Raw genomic sequence first — 21814 nt, forward strand, 5'->3', positions numbered from 1 at the left:
TTATACATGACACAGGTGAATGAATTAAAGCTGAGAATTATGGATCTCTTGAAGGAAGATGCGAGAAGGACCCCTTCACTGCTTGCAACCATGCTGGGTGCAACGGAGGAGGAGGTCAAATCCGCCATTCAAGAGCTTGAAGATGAGCATGTCATTGTTAAATACGCAGCAGTGGTCAACTGGGACAAGGTGGACGACGAGAAGGTAACAGCCTTGATCGAGGTTCAAATTACACCAGAGCGTGGCAGAGGGTTCGAAGGAATTGCCGAGCGAATCTATTTGTATCCACAAGTGAAATCTGTCTATTTAATGTCAGGAGCCTATGATCTGCTTGTGGAAGTGGAGGGTCGCAATTTGCGTGAGGTTGCAAATTTTGTGTCCGAGAAGCTCTCCCCAATTGATTCAGTACTATCTACCAAGACGAATTTCACATTGAAAAAATACAAGCAGGACGGCATTATCTTCGAAGACAAGGAAGAAGATAAGCGCCTGAAGATTTCACCATAAGAAAGAAGGATATCCTATGACTCTCAAACAGCAGCAGGAATCTGTCACACATAGCAAACCAATGAGCTCTTATCTGGCGCCACAGGTCCGTGATATCCCGCCTTCAGGCATTCGCAAATTTTTTGATCTCGTAGGCACCAATAAAAATATTATCACACTGGGTGTCGGTGAACCGGATTTCGTTACGCCATGGCATGTAAGGGAAGCGTGTGTATATTCACTGGAGCGGGGCTTCACGAGCTACACCTCCAATGCAGGGACACCAGAGCTCCGCGAGGCGATCAGCGATTATCTGGATGAGCGGTTTTCTGTACGCTATGATGCGAAGAATGAGATAATAGTAACGGTAGGGGGAAGCGAAGCCATTGATCTGGCCCTTCGTGCCCTTATTACCCCAGGGGATGAGATTCTCATTCCTGAGCCTAGCTATATTTCCTATTCTCCTATTGCTTATATTGGCGGAGGCGTGCCTGTCGGCATCGAGATGTTCGCTGATAATAACTTCAAGCTGACGGCTGAAGCACTGGAGGCCAAGATCACACCTCGCTCGAAGGTGCTCATTCTGTGCTATCCGAGCAATCCGACTGGAGGAACGATGACCTATGAGGATTGGCTGCCGATCGCCGAGGTTGTGAAGAAGCATGATTTGATTGTGATCTCGGATGAAATCTATGCCGAGCTTACCTATGGTCAGAATCATTCGAGCTTTGCCTCTGTTCCTGGCATGAAGGACCGTACCATTCTGGTGAGTGGCTTCTCCAAAGCCTTCGCTATGACAGGCTGGAGAGTGGGCTACACCTGCGGACATCCGGAGCTGATTTCGGCGATGCTGAAAATTCATCAGTATACCGTCATGTGTGCTTCGTCCATGGGACAGGTAGCCGCCCTTGAAGCATTGCGCAACGGTAAAGAGGAGAAGGAGCGCATGGTCGATTCCTATAATCAGCGCCGTCGATTAATGGTGCAAGGGCTAAAGGATATCGGTCTCGATTGCCATGAACCACAAGGAGCGTTTTATGTCTTTCCGAGCATTCAGTCTACCGGCCTGAGCTCCGATGAATTCGCCCAGAGACTTCTCGCAGAAGGCAATGTGGCTGCCGTGCCAGGGAATGTATTTGGATTGGGCGGAGAAGGCTACCTTCGCTGCTCTTATGCGACTTCAGTAGCACAATTGACCGAGGCACTCGATCGAATCGGACAATTTGTGTATAAAGTTAAAAAAGAAGGATAAGAAGTTTGAAAAATTTACAAAATATGCTTTTCATTTTTGGAATATGTGTTATAATTTGTAATCGTTAAGGGAAGATCATTTCAAGGAGGAATGTTTTTGATTTGCGTCGAACAACAACAGCCTAAGTCAGTCGCAAGCAGCATTTCTCTGGAAGACGAAATACTGTACCTGCGCGATGAAATGGTGAGGATGTTCCAACAGGAGGAGTCACTTACTTCTGATTTGGTAGTCGAGATCAGTTGTCAGCTGGATCTGAAGATCAATGAATATATGAAATCATATTATGTGAAGAAGAGCTTTAAGTCATTGCACTCTGGGTGATTTAAGCTTGAATTGGGGGACCCTTCGGGGTCTTCTTTTGTTGTACCCTTCACTTGTGCTATATTGAAAGAATGAATGGGAGGGCTGGAATTAGATGAGAATGATGCGGTTGGTGCTTGGGGTATTTGCTATTATTTTGCTGGCAGGCTGTGGAGCAAAGGAGGATACATTCTCCATATTTATTATTGATAACCAAGGAGACCCTGGCCAGATCCAGGATCAGATGCAGCAGTTGCTACAGGAGAAGCTGGGGGAAGAGGGAACCAAGATCGAGGTGGCTGCGAGTCCAATTTATGATAGGCAGAAGCTGTTAATTGAATACGTTGCGGGTGAGCATGACCTGTTCATTCTACCGGAAGAGGATATGAAGATAAATGGAAATCAAGGTGGCAATCTACCTCTTGATGAATATTTTGATGCAGATACGTACAAGAACGGTGTTTTTGAAGGCGGTGTCTTCAAGCCGGTGAACCGGGATGGCAAGGAAGTGGAGGATATCGTGCAGGAGACGCATCTGTATGGAATTCCGGCAGCAGAGACGGCGTTATTTCAGGATTTAAAGTATACTTCTCCTAATTTGTTCGTGACGGTTCCGCCTAGAACCTCCAATATTGATGAAGCAATCAAAGTAATAAAGGCTATCGTGGAATAAGGGCAATGAAGAGATAAGTGCTGAAGGAGAGGATAGACAGTGGGAGTATATACACGTACAGGTGATGAAGGACAGACCTCGGTGATCGGAGGACGAGTCCGCAAGGATGATGATCGCGTCGAGGCTTATGGCACGATAGACGAATTGAACAGCTTTGTGGGACAGGCTATTAGCTTTGCTGAAGGCGAGCTGTTCCAGGATGTGCGTGAGCAGCTGCAGGAAATCCAGCAGGAGCTGTTCGATTGCGGGTCTGATCTGGCGTTCGTCAAGCTGAATGAGAGCAAGTACAAGGTGAAGGACGAAATGTCGGCACGGCTGGAGCAATGGATTGACCGCTGTGAGGAGGAGAATCCGAAGGTCGAGCGTTTTATCATTCCTGGTGGGAGTCAGCTCTCATCGACGCTGCATGTGTGCAGAACAGTGTGTCGCCGTGCGGAACGTCGCGCAGTTACACTAGGAGCGCATACCGATATTAATCCGGCTGTAAGAATGTATCTAAATCGGCTATCCGATTATTTCTTCGTACTAGCGCGTACTGCCAATGTACGGCTTGGTGTTCCCGATGTGGAGTACTTGCGGAGCAAAAAGGTGTTCGGGAGAAAAAAATGACACTGTATTACAAGCCAATTGAATATATAATATCCCCGGAGGAGGATGGACTACTGCTCAAGACGATTTTACAGAAGCGTATGGGCGTATCCCGCAAGCTCCTCTCCCGTCTCAAGCTGACGGAGCAGGGGATTATGCTGAATGGAGAGCGGGTATACATCAGTGTGCGTGTATCTACGGGGGATCTCATTCAGCTTCGGATGGAGCAGGAGGTATCAGAGGACATTTTGCCTGAGCCCATACCGTTCGACATTTTGTACGAGGATGAGCATTTGCTGGTTGTGAACAAGGCTGCGGGTCTGATCGTGCATCCGACGCATGGTCACTACACGGGGACACTGGCTAATGGAATTGTTCACTACTGGCGTGAACAGGGGCTTGCTTACCGCTTCAGACCGGTTCATCGGCTTGATCAGGAGACGAGCGGGGCGCTTGCGATTGCGAAGAATCCTTATGTGCACCAGCATATCTCGGAGCAGATGATTGCAGGCACAGTAGATAAGCTGTATACAGCGTTCGTGCATGGCAGCCCGCCGCATCCCACCGGAATGCTGGACGGGCCTATTGATCGTGATCCGGAGGAGCCGCATCGACGCATCGTTACGCCAACAGGCTATCCGGCGCTGACCAAATATCAGGTGGAGCAGCAGTGGGCGGCAGCGTGCAAGGTATCTCTGAAGCTGGAGAGTGGCCGTACACATCAGATTCGAGTGCATATGACGCATCTGGGGTGCTCGCTGATTGGAGACAAGATGTACAAGCACAGGCCAATGGCTGCCGATTCACCGGAGAGCTTGGCGTTCGAGGTTCTGGACATGCGCATCAAGAGACATGCACTGCATGCCTCCAAGCTGGTACTGGACCATCCGATTACCCGAGAGCGACTCGTATTCCAGGCACCGTTACCCGAGGACATGGCAAGCCTGGAACGGTATTTGAATAGTAATAGTAAAGATTAAATGGGTCTGTTGAAGGCCCCGATCAGCGATGGAATGTAACTGGAGGGATATCATGAGTAACTTGATCGTCTATCAATATGATAAATGCGGGACCTGTCGAAAGGCAGTCAAATGGTTGAAGGAGCAGGATCACGAGCTGGAGCTTCGCCCTATTTTTGACCAACCGCCAAATGTCGAGGAGTTAGCTCTGCTCGTTGCCAATAGCGGTCTGGAGCTTAAGAAGTTCTTCAACACGAGTGGAGAGGTCTACAAGGAGCTTCAGCTGAAGGACAAGCTACCTGGCATGAGCCGGGAAGAGCAGCTGGCCTTGCTTGCCTCTAATGGAAGGCTGATCAAGAGGCCGATCGTCACAGATGGAGACCAGGTTACGGTGGGCTTCAAGGAGGAAGCCTTCACCGAGGTATGGAGCAAGGCATAGTTCGAGCTATAAGGCTGTAGTCGCCTGCTGACCAGATTGACTAGCCTGATTATGCTATATGCTGCAAGCCGAGTGCATTTACCGGGTGCATTTACTGGAAGTCACGCCGTTCTTATACGAGGTATGCTATACTTGGATGAAATATTACACGAATAGGAGCGGAACGAGAAGTGAAGCAACAGCAATCCGTAATGCTCGTAGATGGTATGGCACTACTGTTTCGTGCCTACTACGCGACAGCCTCTAGCGGTTATATCCGCAGAACCCGTGATGGGGTGCCTACGAATGCCGTTTACGGCTTTATACGTTATTTTTGGGATGCGGTTCAGACCTATGAACCTTCACATGTGGTCTGCTGCTGGGACATGGAAGGACAGACCTTTCGTGGAGAGCAGTTCACAGCATACAAAGGCAATCGACCTTCGGCCCCAGAGGATCTGATCCCCCAATTCAGCCTGATTCGCGAGGTAGTGGACAGTCTGGGTATTCCCAATATCAGCGCGGCGGGCTATGAAGCCGATGACTGTATTGGCACCTTGGCGAAGCACTACAGTGGAGAAGAAGGAATAAATGTACTGATTCTCTCAGGGGATCATGATTTGCTACAGCTGGTGGATGATCGTGTCTCTGTCATTATTATGAAAAAGGGACACGGCAATTACAAGCTCTATACCCCGGATTCCCTATTAGAGGAGAAGGGGCTTCAGCCACAGCAAATTATTGATCTGAAAGGACTCATGGGCGATACCAGTGATAATTATCCTGGTGTCCGCGGGATTGGTGAGAAGACCGCGCTGAAGCTCGTACAGGAATTTGGCACGATTGATGTCCTGTTAAGCCGCCTTAATGAGCTGACTCCCTCAGTCCGAAAGAAGATCGAGAGCGATCTGGAGATGCTACATCTCTCACGGACACTGGCACGGATTCACTGTGAGGTTCCTGTTGCTTGCTCACTAGATAGCAGTGTGCTTCAGCTTGATCCGGCACTGGTGCTTGAGAAGTTCGAACAGCTGGAAATGAAGAGCCTGTGCAGCTTGATGGGCGTGGCTGTAGGTTCATAGGGAGGGATGCATGTGACTGAGCTTGATGCTAAAGTCATGTCGGTGAATGTGAGCATGCCATCACCGCTGCAGTATGGTGGCAAGCAGATACTAAGCGGCATTCATAAGAAGCCGGTACAGCATTCAGTAATGCTTACTCGTACTGGTGTTGCGGGAGATGGTCAGGCGGATCTCATTAACCATGGAGGTCCTGATAAGGCTGTATGCATCTACGATATCGACCGTTACCCCTTATTCGAGCAAGAGATGGGGCGACAGCTCACCTTTGGTGCCTTCGGAGAGAATTTGTCTCTTCAGGGGGCCTTAGAGGACGACGTCTATATCGGAGATATTTTCCGCATTGGGCAAGCCGTAGTTCAGGTAAGTCAGCCAAGGCAGCCTTGCTTCAAGCTGGCGGCTCGGTATGATTGGAAGGAGCTCCCGCTTCGCTTTCAATCGACCGGGTATACCGGCTATTATTTCAGAGTGCTGGAGGAAGGCGAGGTCGCAGAGGGAGATTCACTACAGCTACTGGAGCGGCCTCAGCATCCATTTACCGTAATGAGGGCGAATCGGGTCAAGTATCTGGAGAAGAATGATCTTGAGCAGGCCAGAGCGCTGATGGAGCTGGATGCCTTGTCAGGCAGCTGGAAGGATTCATTGTACAAGCGAGTAGCAGGGGAAGGGGAACGATAGAATGAAGGTATTGGGAGCCATTGAAGCAGGCGGTACCAAATTTGTATGTGGAATTGGAAATGAACAGGGCGAGGTGCTGGAACGGGTTAGCTTTCCGACGACTACACCCGAAGAGACGATGAAGCTGGTCGTTGATTATTTTACGGGAAAACAGGTCGAAGCCATCGGTGTCGGCTCCTTTGGTCCGATCGACCCGATTGTGGGCAGTCATACATATGGTTACATTACTACGACTCCGAAGCCGCATTGGGGAAATTACAATCTGATCGGCAAGCTGAAGGAGCACTTTGACGTGCCGATGAATTTCGATACCGATGTTAACGGTGCGGCTCTAGGTGAGTCGACCTGGGGAGCAGCCAAGGGCACGGACAACTGTATCTACATTACGGTGGGTACAGGAATCGGTGTAGGCGCTGTAGTCGGTGGCAAGATACTGCATGGCCTGTCACATCCGGAGATGGGACATATTGTCGTGCGCCGTCATCCGGATGACTCCTATGAAGGAACTTGCCCGTACCATAAGGATTGTCTGGAGGGACTGGCGGCTGGCCCGTCGCTTGGCAGACGTTGGAATGTGCAGGGAGCGGAACTGTCTGCAGATCACCCTGCCTGGGAGATGGAAGCCTATTACCTGGCACAGGCATTGATGAATTATGTACTTATTTTGTCACCACAAAAGATTATTATGGGTGGTGGCGTGATGAAGCAGGAGCAGCTGTTCCCGCTCATCCGCACCAAGCTGCAGGAGCTGTTGAACGGATATGTACAGCATGCAGCACTGACTACGGATATTGATCAATATATCGTACCTCCAGGCCTTGGCGACAACGCTGGACTGGCCGGAGCATTGGCTCTGGCAAATCTTGCACGCTAACGTTTGACGATTGGACATGAACAGAGTATTATTACAGTAACAGAACAGCACGGAATGATAAGGGAAGCACCTTTCTTGCCAATGGCAGGGGAGGTGCTTTTTTTGTGCTTATCTGTATATATTTTGATGTGGAACAGGAGGAACGAACGACATGGAGATTGTATTCTTGAACAGGCTGCACAAGGACGATGGCCAAGAGGCGGAAGCATTCGCCCAGATCTGGATCGGGGAGCAGGACGGACTATGGAGTACGGGCTGGAGTGAGGATACGGGAGAGGAGCGAAACGAAATCTGGTATGAGGGTGGAAATTGGTCAGAGCTGCTATGCATCTACCGGTATCAGCTTGCGCAGAAGCTGTCAGCTGGATATCGACCTTTGCTAGAGGGGGTTTTTCATGAGCATGATGATAGTAGCGGACGTGTCAAAGGGATTCAGCAGCTGTATTGCTATAGTGAGCTGCATAGTAATGAACAGCTATACGCAGAGCTAGTTGCTTGGCGGCGTAGCCGATCTGCACGTGATCAACGTGCCCCCTATATGATTGCTGGCAACCGTCTGTTACGATTGATCAGCGCATTTGTCCCGAGAACGGATTCTGAGCTATTAGAGCTACCAGGGATGGGAGATAGCAAGCTGGTGACCTATGGCAAAGAAATTCTGGAGCTGACGGCTCGTGCGGAGCAGCCGCGATCATTTCCACTGGACTGGGTTCAGGAGGAACTGGATCCGCAGCTATTCGTGAATTGGAGCTACAAGCAGAAGGAGCTTAAATATAAATTGGAGCTGGATCAATTCAACCAACGAAGATGCGTGCTACAAGGCATAGCTGATGGTCAGGGACTGGAGAAGCTCGGGCAGAGCACGGGCTTGCCAAGGCGTGAACTGTTGGATTTGCTAGAGGAGCTGGCACGTGACGGCTGTAATCTGGAGCCATTGATCATGCAGGAGCTGACACCGATGTCTGAGGATGAGCAGCATGCCGTCTGGTCAGCCTACGAAGAGCTGGGGGATCAATACCTCAAGCCCGTATTGCATAAAGTATATGGGACCGAGCAGCATGCTGAGGTGCGTAATAGTGATCGTTATGAGCGATTGCGTCTGATTCGGATTCGGTACAGGAGAACTGACCGACCGATCGTAGCTTGCCAATGAATGAATCAAGCGTGATCAACTAAATAAAAAGGACGGATTCAGCTAGAGCAGCTGTCCGTCCTGTATCGTTTCTTTCAAATCCAGTCCTTCTTGCGGAAGATGAGATACATGATGGTTCCTAATAGCACCATAAGTCCGATCACTACATAATAACCATGCTGTGTATGCAGCTCAGGCATGTTGTCGAAGTTCATTCCGTATATACCTGTAATCAGTGTTAATGGGATGAAGATCGTCGTAATGGCTGTAAATACGCGCATGATTTCATTCGCACGATTCGCAATACTTGACTGATAAGCTTCTCGAAGGTTGCCCATCAGATCGCGATAGGTTTCAAAGGTTTCGGAAATTTTTACCGCATTTTCATAAATGTCGCTGAAATACTTCTGTAATTGATCATCAATGAGACGCAAATCACGTTTATTCAGGGTATTGATAACTTCCTTCTGTGGACCAAGTACCTTTTTCAACCACAAAATCTCACTTCGGAGTCCAATGATTTCATTCAGATGCGTCTTCTTCGTATGCATGAGGATATCTTCCTCCAGCTTCTCGATGCGCACCTCGATACGATCACCGACCGTGAAGTAATTATCAACGATCAAGTCAATGAGCAGGTACATGAAACGGTCAGGCTGATGAACCTCCTGCTCCCATAGAATCGGCTTTAGCATCCGAAGCTCATTGATCTTCTGCTTGGTCACGGTAATTATGAAATGTCTTCCGAGAAAAATATTGAGTGCACGTAGGAAGATTTCCTCATCATCAAAGCGAATGCTATTTACAACAATGAAATAATGGCTCTCGTAAATCTCAATTTTGGGGCGCTGTTCCTCTTCGCTGAGACAGTCCTCCACAGCCAGATCATGCATGGAGAAGAGGGGTTGCAGCACAATTAGATCATCGACATCAGCATCGATCCAAAAGAAGCCTTCCTCAGGTGGTGTAACGGTCATAGCAATATCATCAATAGGGGTAAAGACCCCGTTCTGTACCAAACGAATTTTCATCGTAATCACTCCTTATGTTCCCGCCACAAGCGGTTGTCAATCACATAAGAAATGAGCGATGCATGGACCAGATTACATACGGGCACCGACATCAATTAAGAAGCCTGGGCAGGCATAGGTATCCCGTCTCCGGCAAGCAAGGCTCATTCCTATATAGTTATCTAGGTTCGTCCGCCTGTTCGAGCTCGGGTCGCCTTCCATTATGATGTCACCTCTCATCTGGAATTAGTATGTGTACAAGGACTCTAGTCCATAGCACTTGTATAGTATAACCCTCGACACCTGCGGCTTTCAAGGGTCAAATCACACGTTCTTCTTGCACAACAGAACAATATGTGTATAATTATGAACAAGTATGATGAATGTAATTGAATTACTGATTGCATTACTAATTGAATAAGCATGAATCAAGTCAATTTCTTATCAAGAGCAGGTGGAGGGACTAGCCCGATGAAGCCCGGCAACCGGCGATACGTCGCACGGTGCTAATTCTTGCAGCATGTCATTATGATGACATGTCTGAGAGATGAGAGAGGCGTATATGGAGTATAAACATGACCTTTCTCGAAACTTTGGGAAGGGTCATTTTTTTTAATCCTCGCAGCTCACAACTCAGATTAATTTCATTATACGAAGGAGGAGAGGGCACATGCCTATCAAGATTCCCGACACGTTACCAGCCAAAGAGATTTTGGCTGGAGAGAACATTTTCGTCATGGACGAAATCTTAGCTTACCATCAGGATATTCGTCCGCTCCGCATTGCGATACTCAATTTGATGCCAACCAAAGAAACAACCGAGACCCAATTGCTGCGCTTGATCGGTAATACCCCGTTGCAGGTAGATGTAACGTTGGTTCACCCTCAATCACACGTATCGAAGAATACGTCCCAGGAATATCTGGATATGTTCTATAAGACCTTCGATGAGATTCGCAATACCCGGTTTGACGGCATGATTATTACAGGGGCTCCGGTGGAACAGCTCGATTTTGAGGATGTGAACTATTGGGATGAAATCCAGCGAATCTTCGACTGGACGAAGACGAATGTGACTTCAACCATGCACATATGTTGGGCTTCACAGGCGGGTCTATACCATCATTTTGGTGTTCCTAAGTATCCGTTGGAGGACAAATGCTTCGGCGTATTCTCGCATAGTGTTGAGAAGCCCCATGTGAAGCTGCTTCGCGGGTTCGACGAGCTGTTCTATGCTCCTCATTCCCGGCACACCGAGGTTCGACGTGAAGACATTGTATCCATTGAAGAGCTGGAGCTACTGTCCTACTCGGAGGATGCGGGCGTATATATCGTTGCCACCAAGGACGGCAAGCAGATTTTCGTAACTGGTCATTCAGAATATGATCCGTTGTCCTTGAAGTGGGAGTATGACCGTGATGTGGCTAAAGGGCTTGAGGTCAAGCTGCCTTATAACTATTTTCCGAAAGACGATCCGACCCGCACACCACCGTCTGTATGGCGTGCCCATGCGAACTTGCTGTTCTCCAACTGGTTGAATTATTATGTGTACCAAGAGACTCCATACGATATCGGACCTCAGATTTAAACAGAAGAAATAGTATAATCATTAAAAATTCATACAGGTGACAGGAGGATTTCATATGGATGACAGAGAGTTGAAGATCGAGAGCAGGCTGGCACAAATTGGTTCCATTAACGACCCGAAGACAGGAGCGGTGAATTTCCCGATCTACCAAGCTACCGCATTTCGCCACCCACGTCTTGGACAGAGCACAGGCTTTGACTACATTCGTACGACCAATCCTACGCGCAAAGTACTGGAGGAGGCGGCTGCACAGCTGGAGTCCGGGGATGCTGGCTTTGCCTGTGCTTCAGGCATGGCTGCGCTGCAGACGATATTCTCGTTATTTGGACAAGGTGATCACCTGATTGTATCGCTCGATCTGTATGGAGGAACTTATCGTTTGTTGGAGCGGATCTTGTCCAAGTTCGGCGTAACAGCAACCTATGTGGATACGAATGATATCGATGCTCTGGAGCAATCCAGACGGGAGAACACCAAGGCAGTATTCATTGAGACGCCAACAAATCCGCTGATGATGATTACAGATATTGAAAGAGTCACCTCCTGGGCGAAGCGGCATGAGCTATTAACCATCGTGGATAACACCCTGCTCACACCGTATTTCCAACGTCCGTTAGAGCTAGGAGCAGACATTGTAATTCACAGTGCAACCAAATATTTAGGTGGACATAACGACGTACTGGCAGGCCTGATCGTCACGAAGGGCAAGGAGCTATCCGAGGAAATGGCCTTCCTTCATAACTCCATTGGCGCGGTGCTGTCACCTAGCGATTCTTATCAGCTCATGAAAGGGATGAAGACCCTCGCTCTGCGTATGGAGCGCCATGAGTACAACTCTCTGAAGATTGCCAATTATCTGCTTACACACCCGGCTGTGGCCGAGGTATTCCATCCAGGACTTGCTGATCATCCAGGACATGATATCCAGTCCAAGCAGTCCAGTGGCAATACAGGCATCTTCTCCTTTAAAGTAACCGATGCTCGCTATGTAGAACCACTCCTGAGACATATTCGCCTGATTGCCTTCGCAGAGAGTCTTGGAGGAGTGGAATCCTTGATGACTTATCCAGCAGTTCAGACGCATGCAGACATTCCATTGGAGATCCGTGAGGCTGTTGGGGTCGATGATCGCTTGCTGCGCTTCTCCGTTGGTATTGAGCATGCTGATGATCTGATTCAGGATCTGGGGCAGGCACTGGAAGCCGCGCGTCGCGAGGTTGAGGAGGGAAATGCGGAATGACTGCAGAGGATAACAGAAATACAGGCAAGGATCGCGCAGCACTGGATTTCGGTACGAAGCTGCTTCATTTCGGCTCCGAGATAGACAAGACGACCGGGGCATCAAGTGTGCCCATCTATCAAGCGTCTACGTTCCATCATCATGATATTTTTAATCCGCCAGTACATGATTACAGCCGTTCGGGTAATCCGACCCGTCAGGCACTGGAGGACTATATTGCACTCCTGGAAGGCGGTGTTCAGGGCTTCGCGTACGCCTCAGGCATGGCTGCAATCTCCAGCTCCTTCATGATGCTCTCGGCGGGAGATCATATCATCGTGACAGAGGACGTCTATGGAGGGACTTACCGACTGCTGACCACGATTCTGAGTCGCATGAATATTGAGACGACGTTCGTGGACATGACTGATCTGGATCAGGTCAAGTCCGCCTATCGAACGAATACTAAGGCGGTCTATATGGAGACTCCATCCAACCCGACGCTGAAGATTACAGATATTGCAGCAGTAACTGGCTGGGCGAAGGAGCATGGACTCATTACGTTCCTGGACAATACGTTTATGACACCTTACTATCAGCGGCCGCTGGAATTGGGTGTAGATATTGTACTGCACAGTGCTACCAAATTCCTGGGAGGTCACAGTGACGTGCTGGCAGGACTCGCTGTAGCTCGTACAGAAGAGCTTGCTAGGGAGCTGAAACGCCTGCAGAATGGACTCGGTACGGTGCTAGGGGCACAGGAATCCTGGCTACTGATGCGGGGAATGAAGACGCTGGAGGCACGGATGGTGCACAGTGAGAAGAGTACGGCAAGGCTGGCTGAGTGGCTCAGTCAGCGCTCAGATATCTCCGCTGTGTACTATCCTGGGCTGGCCAACCATCCGGGTCGGGACATTCATGAGCGGCAATCGAGCGGTTATGGTGCAGTAGTATCATTTGATGTGGGTAGCGGCGAGCGAGCCAAGCAGGTCCTGAACAAGGTACAGCTACCGATTGTAGCCGTCAGCCTGGGTGCTGTAGAGAGTATCCTGTCCTATCCGACAATGATGTCCCATGCAGCAATGCCTCCAGAGGTTCGCAAGGAACGCGGCATCACAGATGGATTGCTTCGTTTCTCTGTGGGGCTGGAGGGTATTGAAGATTTGATCAAGGATCTGGATCAGGCTCTCAGCGAGTAGTGCTGAGCGGTTTTGAATCTTATTTATTTATAGTATTAATTTTATGAATTTTCGGACAGCACCTAGATTAGGTGCTGTTTTTCACATTCGACCTGTGTTACGATGGAGAATAGTAAGAAAGTTTTCATATATCATAGGTTGCATTGTAGATAGCGTCACAGTTCTAATTTAATTTTAAGTTATGGAATACAGGATAGGAGGCACCTAAGAATGAGTACGATTGATCGTATCTTAGATAAAGCCCTGCGGGGCGAGCGTATGAATCTAGAGGACACCATTGCATTATTTGAATCCAATGAGGTAGAGAAGATTGGGGAAGCAGCCAATGTCATCATGAATCGGATGCATCCAGACCCGATCAAGACCTTCGTAATTGGGCGCAACATTAACTATACCAATGTCTGTGATGTATATTGCCGGTTCTGCGCCTTTTACCGCCGTCCAGGCTCGGACGAGGGATATGTATTGCCAGATGAATTGATCTTCCAGAAGATTCAAGAGACACAGGATGTGAATGGAACTGAAATTCTGATGCAAGGGGGAACGAACCCCAATTTGCCGTTCAGCTACTACACGGATCTACTGAGACGAATTAAGGAACGTTTCCCGGATATTACGATGCACTCCTTCTCCCCGGCAGAGATTCAGAAAATGAAGGAGGTCTCGGATGGCCTGACACTGGAAGAGGTGATCCGGCAAATTCATGAAGCGGGTCTGGATTCGTTGCCAGGTGGTGGGGCGGAAATTCTCGATGACCGGACGCGGCGTAAGATCAGCCGACTGAAGGGCTCCTGGACAGATTGGATGGACGTAATGAAGACAGCTCATCGCATTGGCATGAACACGACCGCTACGATGGTTATTGGCTTGGGCGAATCCATGGAGGAGCGAGCGCTGCATCTGATGCGGGTACGTGATGCCCAAGATGAGTGCATTGCCAACAAATATGATTCCGAGGGCTTCCTCGCATTCATCCCGTGGACGTTCCAGCCGGATAATACGAACCTGAAGCTGGAGAGACAGACACCCGAGGAATACTTGAAGACTGTAGCAATCAGTCGGATTGTTCTCGATAATATCAAGCATCTGCAATCCTCTTGGGTCACGATGGGACCTGAGATCGGCAAGCTCTCGTTGCGCTATGGCTGTGATGACTTTGGCAGCACCATGATTGAGGAGAATGTCGTATCGGCCGCGGGCGCTACCTATAAGGTGAATATCGACTCGATACTGCAGCTCATTCGTGAGACAGGTAATACTCCGGCTCAACGGAATACACGCTATGACATCCTGCGTATGTTTGATGGATCGAAGCAGGCAGAACGCGACTTTATCATGCAAAATTAATACAAACCACTTTCGGACTGAATAATAACAAAAAGCTTGTGCAGGTAAGAGAATGACGATCATCATTCATCTTACTGCACAAGCCTTTTTGTGTTCTAATATTAAGCTTCCGTACACTTAAGCTTTCATTACAATTACTCAAGAACAGCTATTATTCTGTACCCAAATCAATTTCTTAACTCATTCAACATTGATTTTTGTAACTAGATATAGACAAAATTAAACCTTTTTTTGATCTATATCTAGTTCTGATTGAAGCAGCTAAAGGTATATGAAATTGATTCACCCGGTGAAAAATTGCTATGATCGTTCTGCCTTTCTCACAAAAACGATATCCGCACCTGGGTCCAGGTCACGAATCATTGCCCTGAAGCGTGGCAAATCCAGAACATGCACCCTATAGACAATACTGTTGCTTTCGCCTCCAGAAGAAGCATATTCGCTGTTATGCTGCTCCTGATCCTGGATCAGAGCCGTCTTGTCACTTGCTGGGAGGGAAGGAACGGGAACCAGATGCAGCATCCTTTGCAGCACTGCCTTCGTATCAGTCGCAGCTGCAGTTCTGACATACATGTGACGGTATAGACCAGTTAACATGAATCGGGCCGTCTCAAAGGCAGCCAGACAAGCAACGGCTGAGTATAAGGCCTGCTCCCAGCCCAGCATGAGGCCAGCTGCCGAAAGTACGAGAATTTGAAACAGGGCCGCGATTTGCTCCATAGATAGACTCTTATGTAGTATAATCAGCCGGCTGCTGCTACGGAATTCAGCATCTCGCAACTCCAAGGCATCCAGCAGTCCTCCTGAACGTGCTACAAGACCAGCGCCAAAGCCAAGGGTGATCCCGCCCACGACTGCAGCGATAATCGTATGCTCACTCAAGGCAGGGACAGGCTCCAGCAGGAGCGCTGTTCCTGCAAAGGCAAGCAATCCCGGAAAGGCATACCAAGGTCCGGATTTGCGAACAAAGTACAGATACAGACTAACAAGAGGTACATTCAACAGTAATAAAAATAATCCAAGCTTCACTTCTGCAGCATGTGACATTAATGCGGAGACACCTGTCATCCCGCCTACTACAATCTGATTCGGATGCAGGAATAGCTCCAGACCGACAGAAGCGAGAATTCCACCAACAATAGCATACAGTAACGGATACGGATTCAGGGATGACGAGGTAAACTTCGACGAAGCTTCGACGTCTTTCCCAGGAGGATGCTTCATAGCCTTACCTCCCCGTTAAATATGATGGGTTCTGATCAGGCCCTTTCCTGTCGCTTGGGCCGATGATCCTTGAATCGGAATACTTTATTAAGGACATTGAATATTGATTTTGACTGTTTGGTCAATATTGGTGCCATAATGGCAAGGATTAGTACATATATGGCAGCAAATGGCTGCAAAATGGCCAGAAGCCCACCTTCACGTCCCAGATTAGCCATAATAATCGAGAATTCACCGCGAGCTACAACGGTCAACCCTATGTTTGCCGAGGCTAGTGGCGACAGAGCAGCCGTTCGTCCAGCCAGCATGCCGGCTGTAAAGTTTCCGAACAGTGTAACGACTACAGCTGCAAGTGCAAGCCAAACGGCGGTTCCTCCGAGTGAGAGAGGATCAATGGATAGTCCGAAGCTGAAGAAGAACACAGCACCGAAGAAATCGCGAAATGGAATAATGAGATGCTCGATTCGCTTGGCATGCTCTGTCTCGGCAAGTACCAGTCCTACGAGCAATGCACCTATAGCTTCTGCGACATGAATAGTCTCAGAGAAGCCTGCCACGAGGAAGAGTACACCGAAAATAACGAGCAAGAACAATTCATTGGACCGAATATTCAGGACTTTATTCAGCAGAGGAACAGCCTTACGTCCGATGATAATCAGTGTAAGCATGAAGCCGAGGGCAATCGATGCGGATAGGAGCACACCCCCAAGTGATGAGGAGTTACTCAGAACGAGCCCGGAAAGAATGGAGATATACACGGCGAGGAATACATCCTCGAACATGATAATACCTAGAATCATCTCAGTCTCAGGATTCGCGGTTCGCTTAAGGTCAACCAATACCTTGGCAGCAATCGCACTGGAGGAAATCGTGGTAATACCAGCAATAACGAGGGTTTCAGCAACAGGGAACCCTGTTACAAAGCCCAGTGCCAGCCCTAGAGTAAAGTTAATGGCAATGTAGATCGTACCGCCAACGGCGATGGAACGTCCGGACTTGATCAGACGTCCCACCGAGAATTCCAATCCAAGATAGAACAACAGGAACAATATACCTATACGGCCCATGAACGCAATGAAGGGCTCGCTTTCAATGAATCTGAAGTCAAGATGCCAGATTTGCATGGCATGGGGACCGACAGCCATTCCAATGAGGATATAAAACGGAATTACAGAGAAGCGCAGCTTGGCAGCGAGCAGACCGGATGCCGCTATCAACGCCAGCGCTAGACCAACTTCAAATATCAGATGGTCCATTCAATCACCCGCTCCACTTATTAGAATTTGTTTGAAGCGCTTCTGCTGATCCCGTTCGCCCACCGCAAGTACTGTAGAATTGGCTTTCAGTACCGTATCCGGTCCCGGATTGATGTGCTTGGTCTTCTGATCCTCCATCACGACAATGACAGATACACCAGAGTTCTGACGAACGTTCAGCTCCCCGATCGATTTACCAGCAGAAGCGTATTGTGGTTCAATTTTATACCATTCAATAATCAGATCGTTAAAGGCCATCTCGACACTTTCAAGTTGCTTTGGCTTATAAGTCATGCCACCTATGATGGCTGCAAGGTGACGGGCCTCTTGGTCCTCAAGTGTAATCATGGAGATGCTTTTCTCCAAATCCTCGTATTCGAAGTGATACAGCTCTCGTCTTCCGTCATCGTGAATGATCACGACAATCCGGTCGCCACTAGCCCCATCCAACTGATACTTCATTCCGATTCCGGGCAAAATAGTTTCACGAATATCCATTATAAAATGTGCCTCCTAGAGAGTGATGTTAGTTGTTGGAACAATGAATAATAAGCCATACTTGACGTCATATCAGTAGTAAATAAATGAAGTGGTACATTGAATTCAGTAATGTATTACACGACTGTCAAGCTCCTGAACCGACAAATTAAGTACGGCTATGCCATAGCCGCCACGAACTTAGACGTGTATTTTATAGGCTGAAGAAAATCAAGCTTTTTCCTAATCGAAATAATCGGAATAAAAGGTAAATAAGGTCTGGGAATCGTAAACAGACATAACCAAGTCATGATGATAAATAATGGGCTGGCTTGCGATATATTCTTGATGATGGACACTGTATGAGAGGGTGTACGAACGACAGGACGCTGATGCGTCTCACGCTGCTCATTTCGTGAAATATCTGTAGCCTCCACAAGTTCCTGGGTTTCATTGTGCTGAGCTGTGAAAGGAGCGGGAAATGACAGAGTCAGGACTACACTCAAAAGAACAAATAACGATATACGCCAACGAATCATCATACTCCCCCTCCTTTTGTGAAAAATTCAAATAAAGACAAATAGCTAGGAACGCTTACTTTAACTTTACCATAAATATTTAGGTTTATTCAATTCATAACCGCTCTTCCAGCAGTCTACCTCGTATAACCGCCACTTCCTCACCATATACTGTAACCAGAAAATGAAAGGGGTGAGCATATGGAGCTTTTCTCGATCTGGACGGATATCCAAGGCCCTGAGGATGCAGAGCAATTTTACCAAATGATTCGCGGCCGACTGAAGGAATTACATATTCCTGGTCAGGAGTTGCTGTTCTCCTACAACCGAAATCAGGATAGTGCCGTATGGAGATGCAGCAGTGCGAACCCGGCCATATCTTCGTTAACCTGCTTGCCCCGCCTCATTCGTGCTTTGTCGAGCCTGCTTGCTGATTATATGGAGTACTCGCTGGAGCGACCTGTGGTGTCAAGCTTGATTCGCAATCAGCAAGCTGGACTTGAAGAGGAAGAGTACGTAAGGATTGAGCAGCACTGTATGTCTCTTCTTCATCATACGAACGAAATGAGCCAAAAGCGTCATCATTTTTTGATGTTAGGTGTAGAATCTGCTCTGAGAGAGAATGCTGAATTGCATCTTAAGGGATTACTTCGCTTTCGACTACAGGCATACAAGCTAGCTCTTCAAGACCTTGTGGACTTTTCACTGGAAGAATTTTGGGCGGATCGTCAGTATGAGGAATTTATGGGCTTACTCAAGTATTTCGTCTTTTTCCAGGAAAGCATGATTCCGCTGGTGCATGTGATTCATCAGGGAGCCAGCCAATTCACCATACTTGATGCCAAGATGGAGCCTGTGAGCATGGAGCCTGCCCATGATATCATCGTAGAGCTTCCGGAGATGGAGCTTGGGATCGGAATGGAAGAGATGATCGTCAGCAGCCTGATATCGATCTCGCCTGCCCGAATTCTGCTGTATACAGACGAGCCGGGTGCAGCTATCATTCAGACGGTGCTGAACATCTTTGAGAATAAGGTGGAGATATACGAAAAAGCCGATATGCACAAGGATGGGCTTGACTATGCCGTGGATTACGAACTTCATCTTGACGGAAAAGAATGGGGCAATTATAATAACTGTTGAAAAAGCGATGATGAAGACAGCAATCATGGACTGGACGTCCCAGAGAGAGGAAACTCAGGCTGAAATTTCCTTACGAGCCCACCTTTGATTGACCCCTTCATAGCTGCTGTTCTGAAAATCGGCTGTAACTAATCCGATGTCTAGGAGCAGACGAGTCGTCCCCGTTACAGGATGCCAATTGAGGGCTGAATGCAGCATGCTGGTCTAGTAGTGACTTACTGGATTGGACGCATAAATCAGCCAAATTAGGGTGGAACCACGAGCACACACTCGTCCCTTGATACCGGGACGGGTGTTTTTTGTGTATACAAATAAGAACCGGGCGTCCCGGGCGAACCTGTTATTAACAATGAGGAGGAAGCACAACATGGCAGTAAGTATTCATTTGCCGGACGGCTCTGTTCGGGAATATGCAGAAGGTAGCAGTATTGAGGATGTGGCGGCTTCCATTAGCAGCGGTCTGCGTAAGAACGCTGTAGCGGGCAAGCTGAACGGAATCGTGGTGGATCTGTCCACCAAGCTGACAGAGGGAGCACAGATTGAGATTGTGACTCAGGATGCTCCAGAGGGACTGGAGGTTATTCGCCACAGTACCGCTCATTTGCTGGCACAAGCCGTGAAGAGATTATTCGGAAAAAATGAGGTTCATCTAGGGGTAGGGCCTGTCATTGAGGATGGCTTCTATTACGATATGGACCTTGAGCATTCCCTGAATCCGGAGGATCTGCAGAAGATCGAGAAGGAAATGGAACGCATCGTAAATGAGAATCTGCCAATCGTGCGTAAGGAAGTTAGCCGTGAGGAAGCTCTGGCCTTGTTCGGCGAAATGGGCGATCCGTATAAGCTGGAGTTGATTCGTGACCTGCCTGAGGACAGCATTATTAGCCTGTATGAACAAGGTGAGTTCGTTGACTTGTGCCGCGGCCCCCATGTGCCTTCTACCAGCAAGCTGAAGGTATTCAAGCTGATGAATGTCGCTGGAGCTTACTGGCGTGGAGACAGCAAGAACAAGATGCTACAACGGGTATATGGAACTGCGTTCGTGAAGAAGGCTCAGCTGGATGAGCATCTGCATTTTCTGGAGGAAGCCAAAAAGCGGGATCACCGTAAGCTGGGGAAAGAGCTCGGGATGTTCAATTTCTCACAGCTTGTTGGACAAGGTCTTCCAATCTGGCTGCCGAACGGTGCCAAGCTGCGCCGGACGCTGGAGCGTTATATCGTAGATCTGGAGGAGAAGCTTGGCTATCAGCACGTATACACTCCTGTACTGGGAAATGTGGAGCTGTACAAGACCTCGGGACACTGGGAGCATTATCAGGAGGATATGTTCCCAGTCATGGAAATGGATAACGAGTCGCTGGTATTACGCCCGATGAACTGTCCTCACCACATGATGGTATACAAGAGTGAGATGCACAGTTATCGTGATCTACCGATTCGTATTGCGGAGCTTGGTACAATGCATCGCTACGAGATGTCCGGTGCACTGACAGGTCTGCATCGGGTGCGCGCCATGACTCTGAATGATGCTCACCTCTTCGTACGTCTGGATCAGATCAAGGACGAATTCAAACGGGTAATTGATCTGATCATGATTGCTTACAAGGATTTCGGCATTCACGATTATCGCTTCCGCCTGTCCTATCGTGACCCGCAGGATACCGAGAAGTACTTCGATAATGATGAAATGTGGAACACGGCACAAAGCATGCTGCGTGAGGTTGTTGAAGAGACAGGACTGCCGTTCTTCGAAGCTGAGGGAGAAGCAGCCTTCTATGGTCCTAAGCTAGATGTACAGGTCAAGACGGCTCTTGGTAAAGAAGAGACGCTCTCGACGGTTCAGATCGACTTCCTGCTGCCAGAGCGCTTCGAGCTGGAGTATGTAGGCGAGGATGGGCAAAAACACCGTCCAGTCGTGCTGCATCGCGGTATTCTGGGTACAATGGAGCGCTTTACTGCCTTCCTGCTGGAGAATTTCGCGGGCAACCTGCCGCTGTGGCTGTCACCGGTACAAGCCAAAATTATTCCAGTCTCCACGAACTATGATGACTATGCCAAGGAAGTGGCTGACAAGCTGCGTCTGGCTGGAGTGGCAGTGGATGAGGATCTGCGCAATGAGAAGCTCGGCTACAAGATTCGTGAAGCCCAGCTTGAGAAGATTCCTTATATGCTCGTAGTTGGTGAGAATGAGAAGAACGATAAGTCCGTATCCGTACGTAAGCGTGGCGAGGGTGACCTTGGCGTGAAGCCACTGGATGAGCTGATTGCTATTCTGAAGGAGCAAATTGACTCCAAGACGATCTAGTCTCAAGCCCTTAAAAGACTATTAAACTTGCACAATATGTGATGGCTAATATATCCTTTGCCGTATATTTTGGCTGATTTCTGGAAAAC

22 protein-coding genes and 1 riboswitch are annotated in these 21814 nt (G+C 48.5%); of the genes, 17 read left to right on the forward strand and 5 right to left on the reverse strand.

Translation table 11 applies throughout. The annotated features are described in order from the left end of the window. The first annotated feature begins 6 nt into the window (after positions 1-6). From MKX74_RS06680 to MKX74_RS06730, 11 genes are all read left to right on the forward strand, one after another. Positions 7-507, forward strand: coding sequence for an Lrp/AsnC family transcriptional regulator (locus MKX74_RS06680; protein WP_018887822.1), 501 nt, complete (start codon positions 7-9; stop codon positions 505-507). Between the two features lie 16 nt (positions 508-523). Continuing rightward, a complete protein-coding gene (locus MKX74_RS06685) occupies positions 524-1738 on the forward strand; it encodes an aminotransferase class I/II-fold pyridoxal phosphate-dependent enzyme (RefSeq protein WP_018887823.1) in 1215 nt (404 codons plus the stop codon). Positions 1739-1828: 90 nt separating this feature from the next. Next, complete coding sequence (locus MKX74_RS06690; protein WP_033413710.1) at positions 1829-2059, forward strand: aspartyl-phosphate phosphatase Spo0E family protein; 231 nt, start codon at positions 1829-1831, stop codon at positions 2057-2059. A 94-nt stretch (positions 2060-2153) separates the two neighbouring features. Then, positions 2154-2711: a hypothetical protein gene (locus tag MKX74_RS06695; protein WP_018887825.1), complete on the forward strand. Its 558-nt coding sequence runs from the start codon at positions 2154-2156 to the stop codon at positions 2709-2711. A gap of 39 nt (positions 2712-2750) precedes the next feature. Further along, a complete protein-coding gene (locus MKX74_RS06700; protein ID WP_018887826.1) occupies positions 2751-3320 on the forward strand; it encodes a cob(I)yrinic acid a,c-diamide adenosyltransferase in 570 nt (189 codons plus the stop codon). Continuing rightward, positions 3317-4279, forward strand: coding sequence for an RluA family pseudouridine synthase (locus tag MKX74_RS06705; protein ID WP_018887827.1), 963 nt, complete (start codon positions 3317-3319; stop codon positions 4277-4279). Before MKX74_RS06700 ends, MKX74_RS06705 begins: the two co-directional genes overlap by 4 nt. Positions 4280-4331: 52 nt before the next feature. Then, positions 4332-4697: an arsenate reductase family protein gene (locus MKX74_RS06710; RefSeq protein WP_018887828.1), complete on the forward strand. Its 366-nt coding sequence runs from the start codon at positions 4332-4334 to the stop codon at positions 4695-4697. Between the two features lie 191 nt (positions 4698-4888). After that, complete coding sequence (locus tag MKX74_RS06715) at positions 4889-5758, forward strand: 5'-3' exonuclease (protein ID WP_033413713.1); 870 nt, start codon at positions 4889-4891, stop codon at positions 5756-5758. Positions 5759-5764: 6 nt separating this feature from the next. Continuing rightward, complete coding sequence (locus MKX74_RS06720) at positions 5765-6433, forward strand: MOSC domain-containing protein (RefSeq protein ID WP_341177876.1); 669 nt, start codon at positions 5765-5767, stop codon at positions 6431-6433. A 1-nt stretch (position 6434) separates the two neighbouring features. Further along, positions 6435-7307 carry an ROK family protein gene (locus MKX74_RS06725; RefSeq protein ID WP_018887831.1) on the forward strand — a complete coding sequence of 291 codons (873 nt, stop codon included), beginning with the start codon at positions 6435-6437 and terminating at the stop codon, positions 7305-7307. A 151-nt stretch (positions 7308-7458) separates the two neighbouring features. Beyond that, a complete protein-coding gene (locus MKX74_RS06730; protein ID WP_018887832.1) occupies positions 7459-8460 on the forward strand; it encodes an HRDC domain-containing protein in 1002 nt (333 codons plus the stop codon). Between the two features lie 74 nt (positions 8461-8534). Here the strand turns inward: MKX74_RS06730 and corA are convergent, their stop codons facing one another. After that, positions 8535-9470: a magnesium/cobalt transporter CorA gene (corA, locus tag MKX74_RS06735; RefSeq protein WP_018887833.1), complete on the reverse strand. Its 936-nt coding sequence runs from the start codon at positions 9468-9470 to the stop codon at positions 8535-8537. Positions 9471-9887: 417 nt separating this feature from the next. Further along, a riboswitch (SAM riboswitch) is annotated at positions 9888-10003 on the forward strand. Positions 10004-10119: 116 nt separating this feature from the next. Between corA and metA the strand changes: the two genes are divergently transcribed. From metA to mqnC, 4 genes are all read left to right on the forward strand, one after another. Beyond that, entirely contained in the window at positions 10120-11037 is a 918-nt protein-coding gene (metA, locus tag MKX74_RS06740) for a homoserine O-acetyltransferase MetA (RefSeq protein WP_341177877.1), read from the forward strand. A gap of 55 nt (positions 11038-11092) precedes the next feature. Next, entirely contained in the window at positions 11093-12277 is a 1185-nt protein-coding gene (locus MKX74_RS06745) for an aminotransferase class I/II-fold pyridoxal phosphate-dependent enzyme (protein WP_018887835.1), read from the forward strand. Beyond that, positions 12274-13455, forward strand: coding sequence for an aminotransferase class I/II-fold pyridoxal phosphate-dependent enzyme (locus tag MKX74_RS06750; RefSeq protein WP_341177878.1), 1182 nt, complete (start codon positions 12274-12276; stop codon positions 13453-13455). Before MKX74_RS06745 ends, MKX74_RS06750 begins: the two co-directional genes overlap by 4 nt. A gap of 210 nt (positions 13456-13665) precedes the next feature. Then, the gene (gene mqnC, locus MKX74_RS06755; protein ID WP_018887837.1) at positions 13666-14802 is read left to right on the forward strand and encodes a cyclic dehypoxanthinyl futalosine synthase; all 1137 of its coding nucleotides are present in this window, start codon (positions 13666-13668) and stop codon (positions 14800-14802) included. A 300-nt stretch (positions 14803-15102) separates the two neighbouring features. On the opposite strand, the gene MKX74_RS06760 is transcribed toward mqnC, so the two are convergent. The 4 genes from MKX74_RS06760 to MKX74_RS06775 all read right to left on the reverse strand — a co-directional run bounded on the left by MKX74_RS06760 (position 15103) and on the right by MKX74_RS06775 (position 18301). Continuing rightward, positions 15103-16026, reverse strand: a complete 924-nt coding sequence (locus MKX74_RS06760; protein WP_341177879.1) for a YitT family protein — start codon at positions 16024-16026, stop codon at positions 15103-15105. 35 nt (positions 16027-16061) lie between these two features. After that, on the reverse strand, positions 16062-17282 hold the full coding sequence (locus tag MKX74_RS06765) for a cation:proton antiporter (protein ID WP_341177880.1): 1221 nt from the start codon (positions 17280-17282) through the stop codon (positions 16062-16064). Next, on the reverse strand, positions 17283-17780 hold the full coding sequence (locus MKX74_RS06770; RefSeq protein ID WP_025680904.1) for a cation:proton antiporter regulatory subunit: 498 nt from the start codon (positions 17778-17780) through the stop codon (positions 17283-17285). Positions 17781-17938: 158 nt separating this feature from the next. Further along, positions 17939-18301, reverse strand: a complete 363-nt coding sequence (locus MKX74_RS06775; RefSeq protein WP_018887841.1) for a hypothetical protein — start codon at positions 18299-18301, stop codon at positions 17939-17941. 177 nt (positions 18302-18478) lie between these two features. Between MKX74_RS06775 and MKX74_RS06780 the strand changes: the two genes are divergently transcribed. Continuing rightward, positions 18479-19420, forward strand: a complete 942-nt coding sequence (locus MKX74_RS06780) for a putative sporulation protein YtxC (RefSeq protein WP_018887842.1) — start codon at positions 18479-18481, stop codon at positions 19418-19420. Positions 19421-19787: 367 nt separating this feature from the next. Next, entirely contained in the window at positions 19788-21725 is a 1938-nt protein-coding gene (gene thrS, locus MKX74_RS06785; protein ID WP_018887843.1) for a threonine--tRNA ligase, read from the forward strand. Positions 21726-21814: the final 89 nt, after the last annotated feature.

It is taken from the genome of Paenibacillus sp. FSL K6-1230, assembly GCF_038002385.1.
Classification (GTDB): Bacteria; Bacillota; Bacilli; order Paenibacillales; family Paenibacillaceae; genus Paenibacillus; species Paenibacillus massiliensis.

Bases quoted from the DNA above. Each gene is read 5' to 3' on its own strand.
- MKX74_RS06770 (WP_025680904.1), bottom strand. From the start codon at position 17,780: ATGGATATTCGTGAAACTATTTTGCCCGGAATCGGAATGAAGTATCAG.
- MKX74_RS06710 (WP_018887828.1), top strand. From the start codon at position 4,332: ATGAGTAACTTGATCGTCTATCAATATGATAAATGCGGGACCTGTCGA.
- MKX74_RS06720 (WP_341177876.1), top strand. From the start codon at position 5,765: ATGCATGTGACTGAGCTTGATGCTAAAGTCATGTCGGTGAATGTGAGC.
- corA (WP_018887833.1), bottom strand. From the start codon at position 9,470: ATGAAAATTCGTTTGGTACAGAACGGGGTCTTTACCCCTATTGATGAT.
- MKX74_RS06745 (WP_018887835.1), top strand. From the start codon at position 11,093: ATGGATGACAGAGAGTTGAAGATCGAGAGCAGGCTGGCACAAATTGGT.
- MKX74_RS06690 (WP_033413710.1), top strand. From the start codon at position 1,829: ATGTTTTTGATTTGCGTCGAACAACAACAGCCTAAGTCAGTCGCAAGC.
- mqnC (WP_018887837.1), top strand. From the start codon at position 13,666: ATGAGTACGATTGATCGTATCTTAGATAAAGCCCTGCGGGGCGAGCGT.
- MKX74_RS06715 (WP_033413713.1), top strand. From the start codon at position 4,889: ATGCTCGTAGATGGTATGGCACTACTGTTTCGTGCCTACTACGCGACA.
- MKX74_RS06780 (WP_018887842.1), top strand. From the start codon at position 18,479: ATGGAGCTTTTCTCGATCTGGACGGATATCCAAGGCCCTGAGGATGCA.
- MKX74_RS06685 (WP_018887823.1), top strand. From the start codon at position 524: ATGACTCTCAAACAGCAGCAGGAATCTGTCACACATAGCAAACCAATG.
- MKX74_RS06775 (WP_018887841.1), bottom strand. From the start codon at position 18,301: ATGATGATTCGTTGGCGTATATCGTTATTTGTTCTTTTGAGTGTAGTC.
- MKX74_RS06725 (WP_018887831.1), top strand. From the start codon at position 6,435: ATGAAGGTATTGGGAGCCATTGAAGCAGGCGGTACCAAATTTGTATGT.
- metA (WP_341177877.1), top strand. From the start codon at position 10,120: ATGCCTATCAAGATTCCCGACACGTTACCAGCCAAAGAGATTTTGGCT.
- MKX74_RS06680 (WP_018887822.1), top strand. From the start codon at position 7: ATGACACAGGTGAATGAATTAAAGCTGAGAATTATGGATCTCTTGAAG.
- MKX74_RS06695 (WP_018887825.1), top strand. From the start codon at position 2,154: ATGAGAATGATGCGGTTGGTGCTTGGGGTATTTGCTATTATTTTGCTG.
- MKX74_RS06705 (WP_018887827.1), top strand. From the start codon at position 3,317: ATGACACTGTATTACAAGCCAATTGAATATATAATATCCCCGGAGGAG.
- MKX74_RS06760 (WP_341177879.1), bottom strand. From the start codon at position 16,026: ATGAAGCATCCTCCTGGGAAAGACGTCGAAGCTTCGTCGAAGTTTACC.
- MKX74_RS06765 (WP_341177880.1), bottom strand. From the start codon at position 17,282: ATGGACCATCTGATATTTGAAGTTGGTCTAGCGCTGGCGTTGATAGCG.
- MKX74_RS06730 (WP_018887832.1), top strand. From the start codon at position 7,459: ATGGAGATTGTATTCTTGAACAGGCTGCACAAGGACGATGGCCAAGAG.
- MKX74_RS06750 (WP_341177878.1), top strand. From the start codon at position 12,274: ATGACTGCAGAGGATAACAGAAATACAGGCAAGGATCGCGCAGCACTG.
- thrS (WP_018887843.1), top strand. From the start codon at position 19,788: ATGGCAGTAAGTATTCATTTGCCGGACGGCTCTGTTCGGGAATATGCA.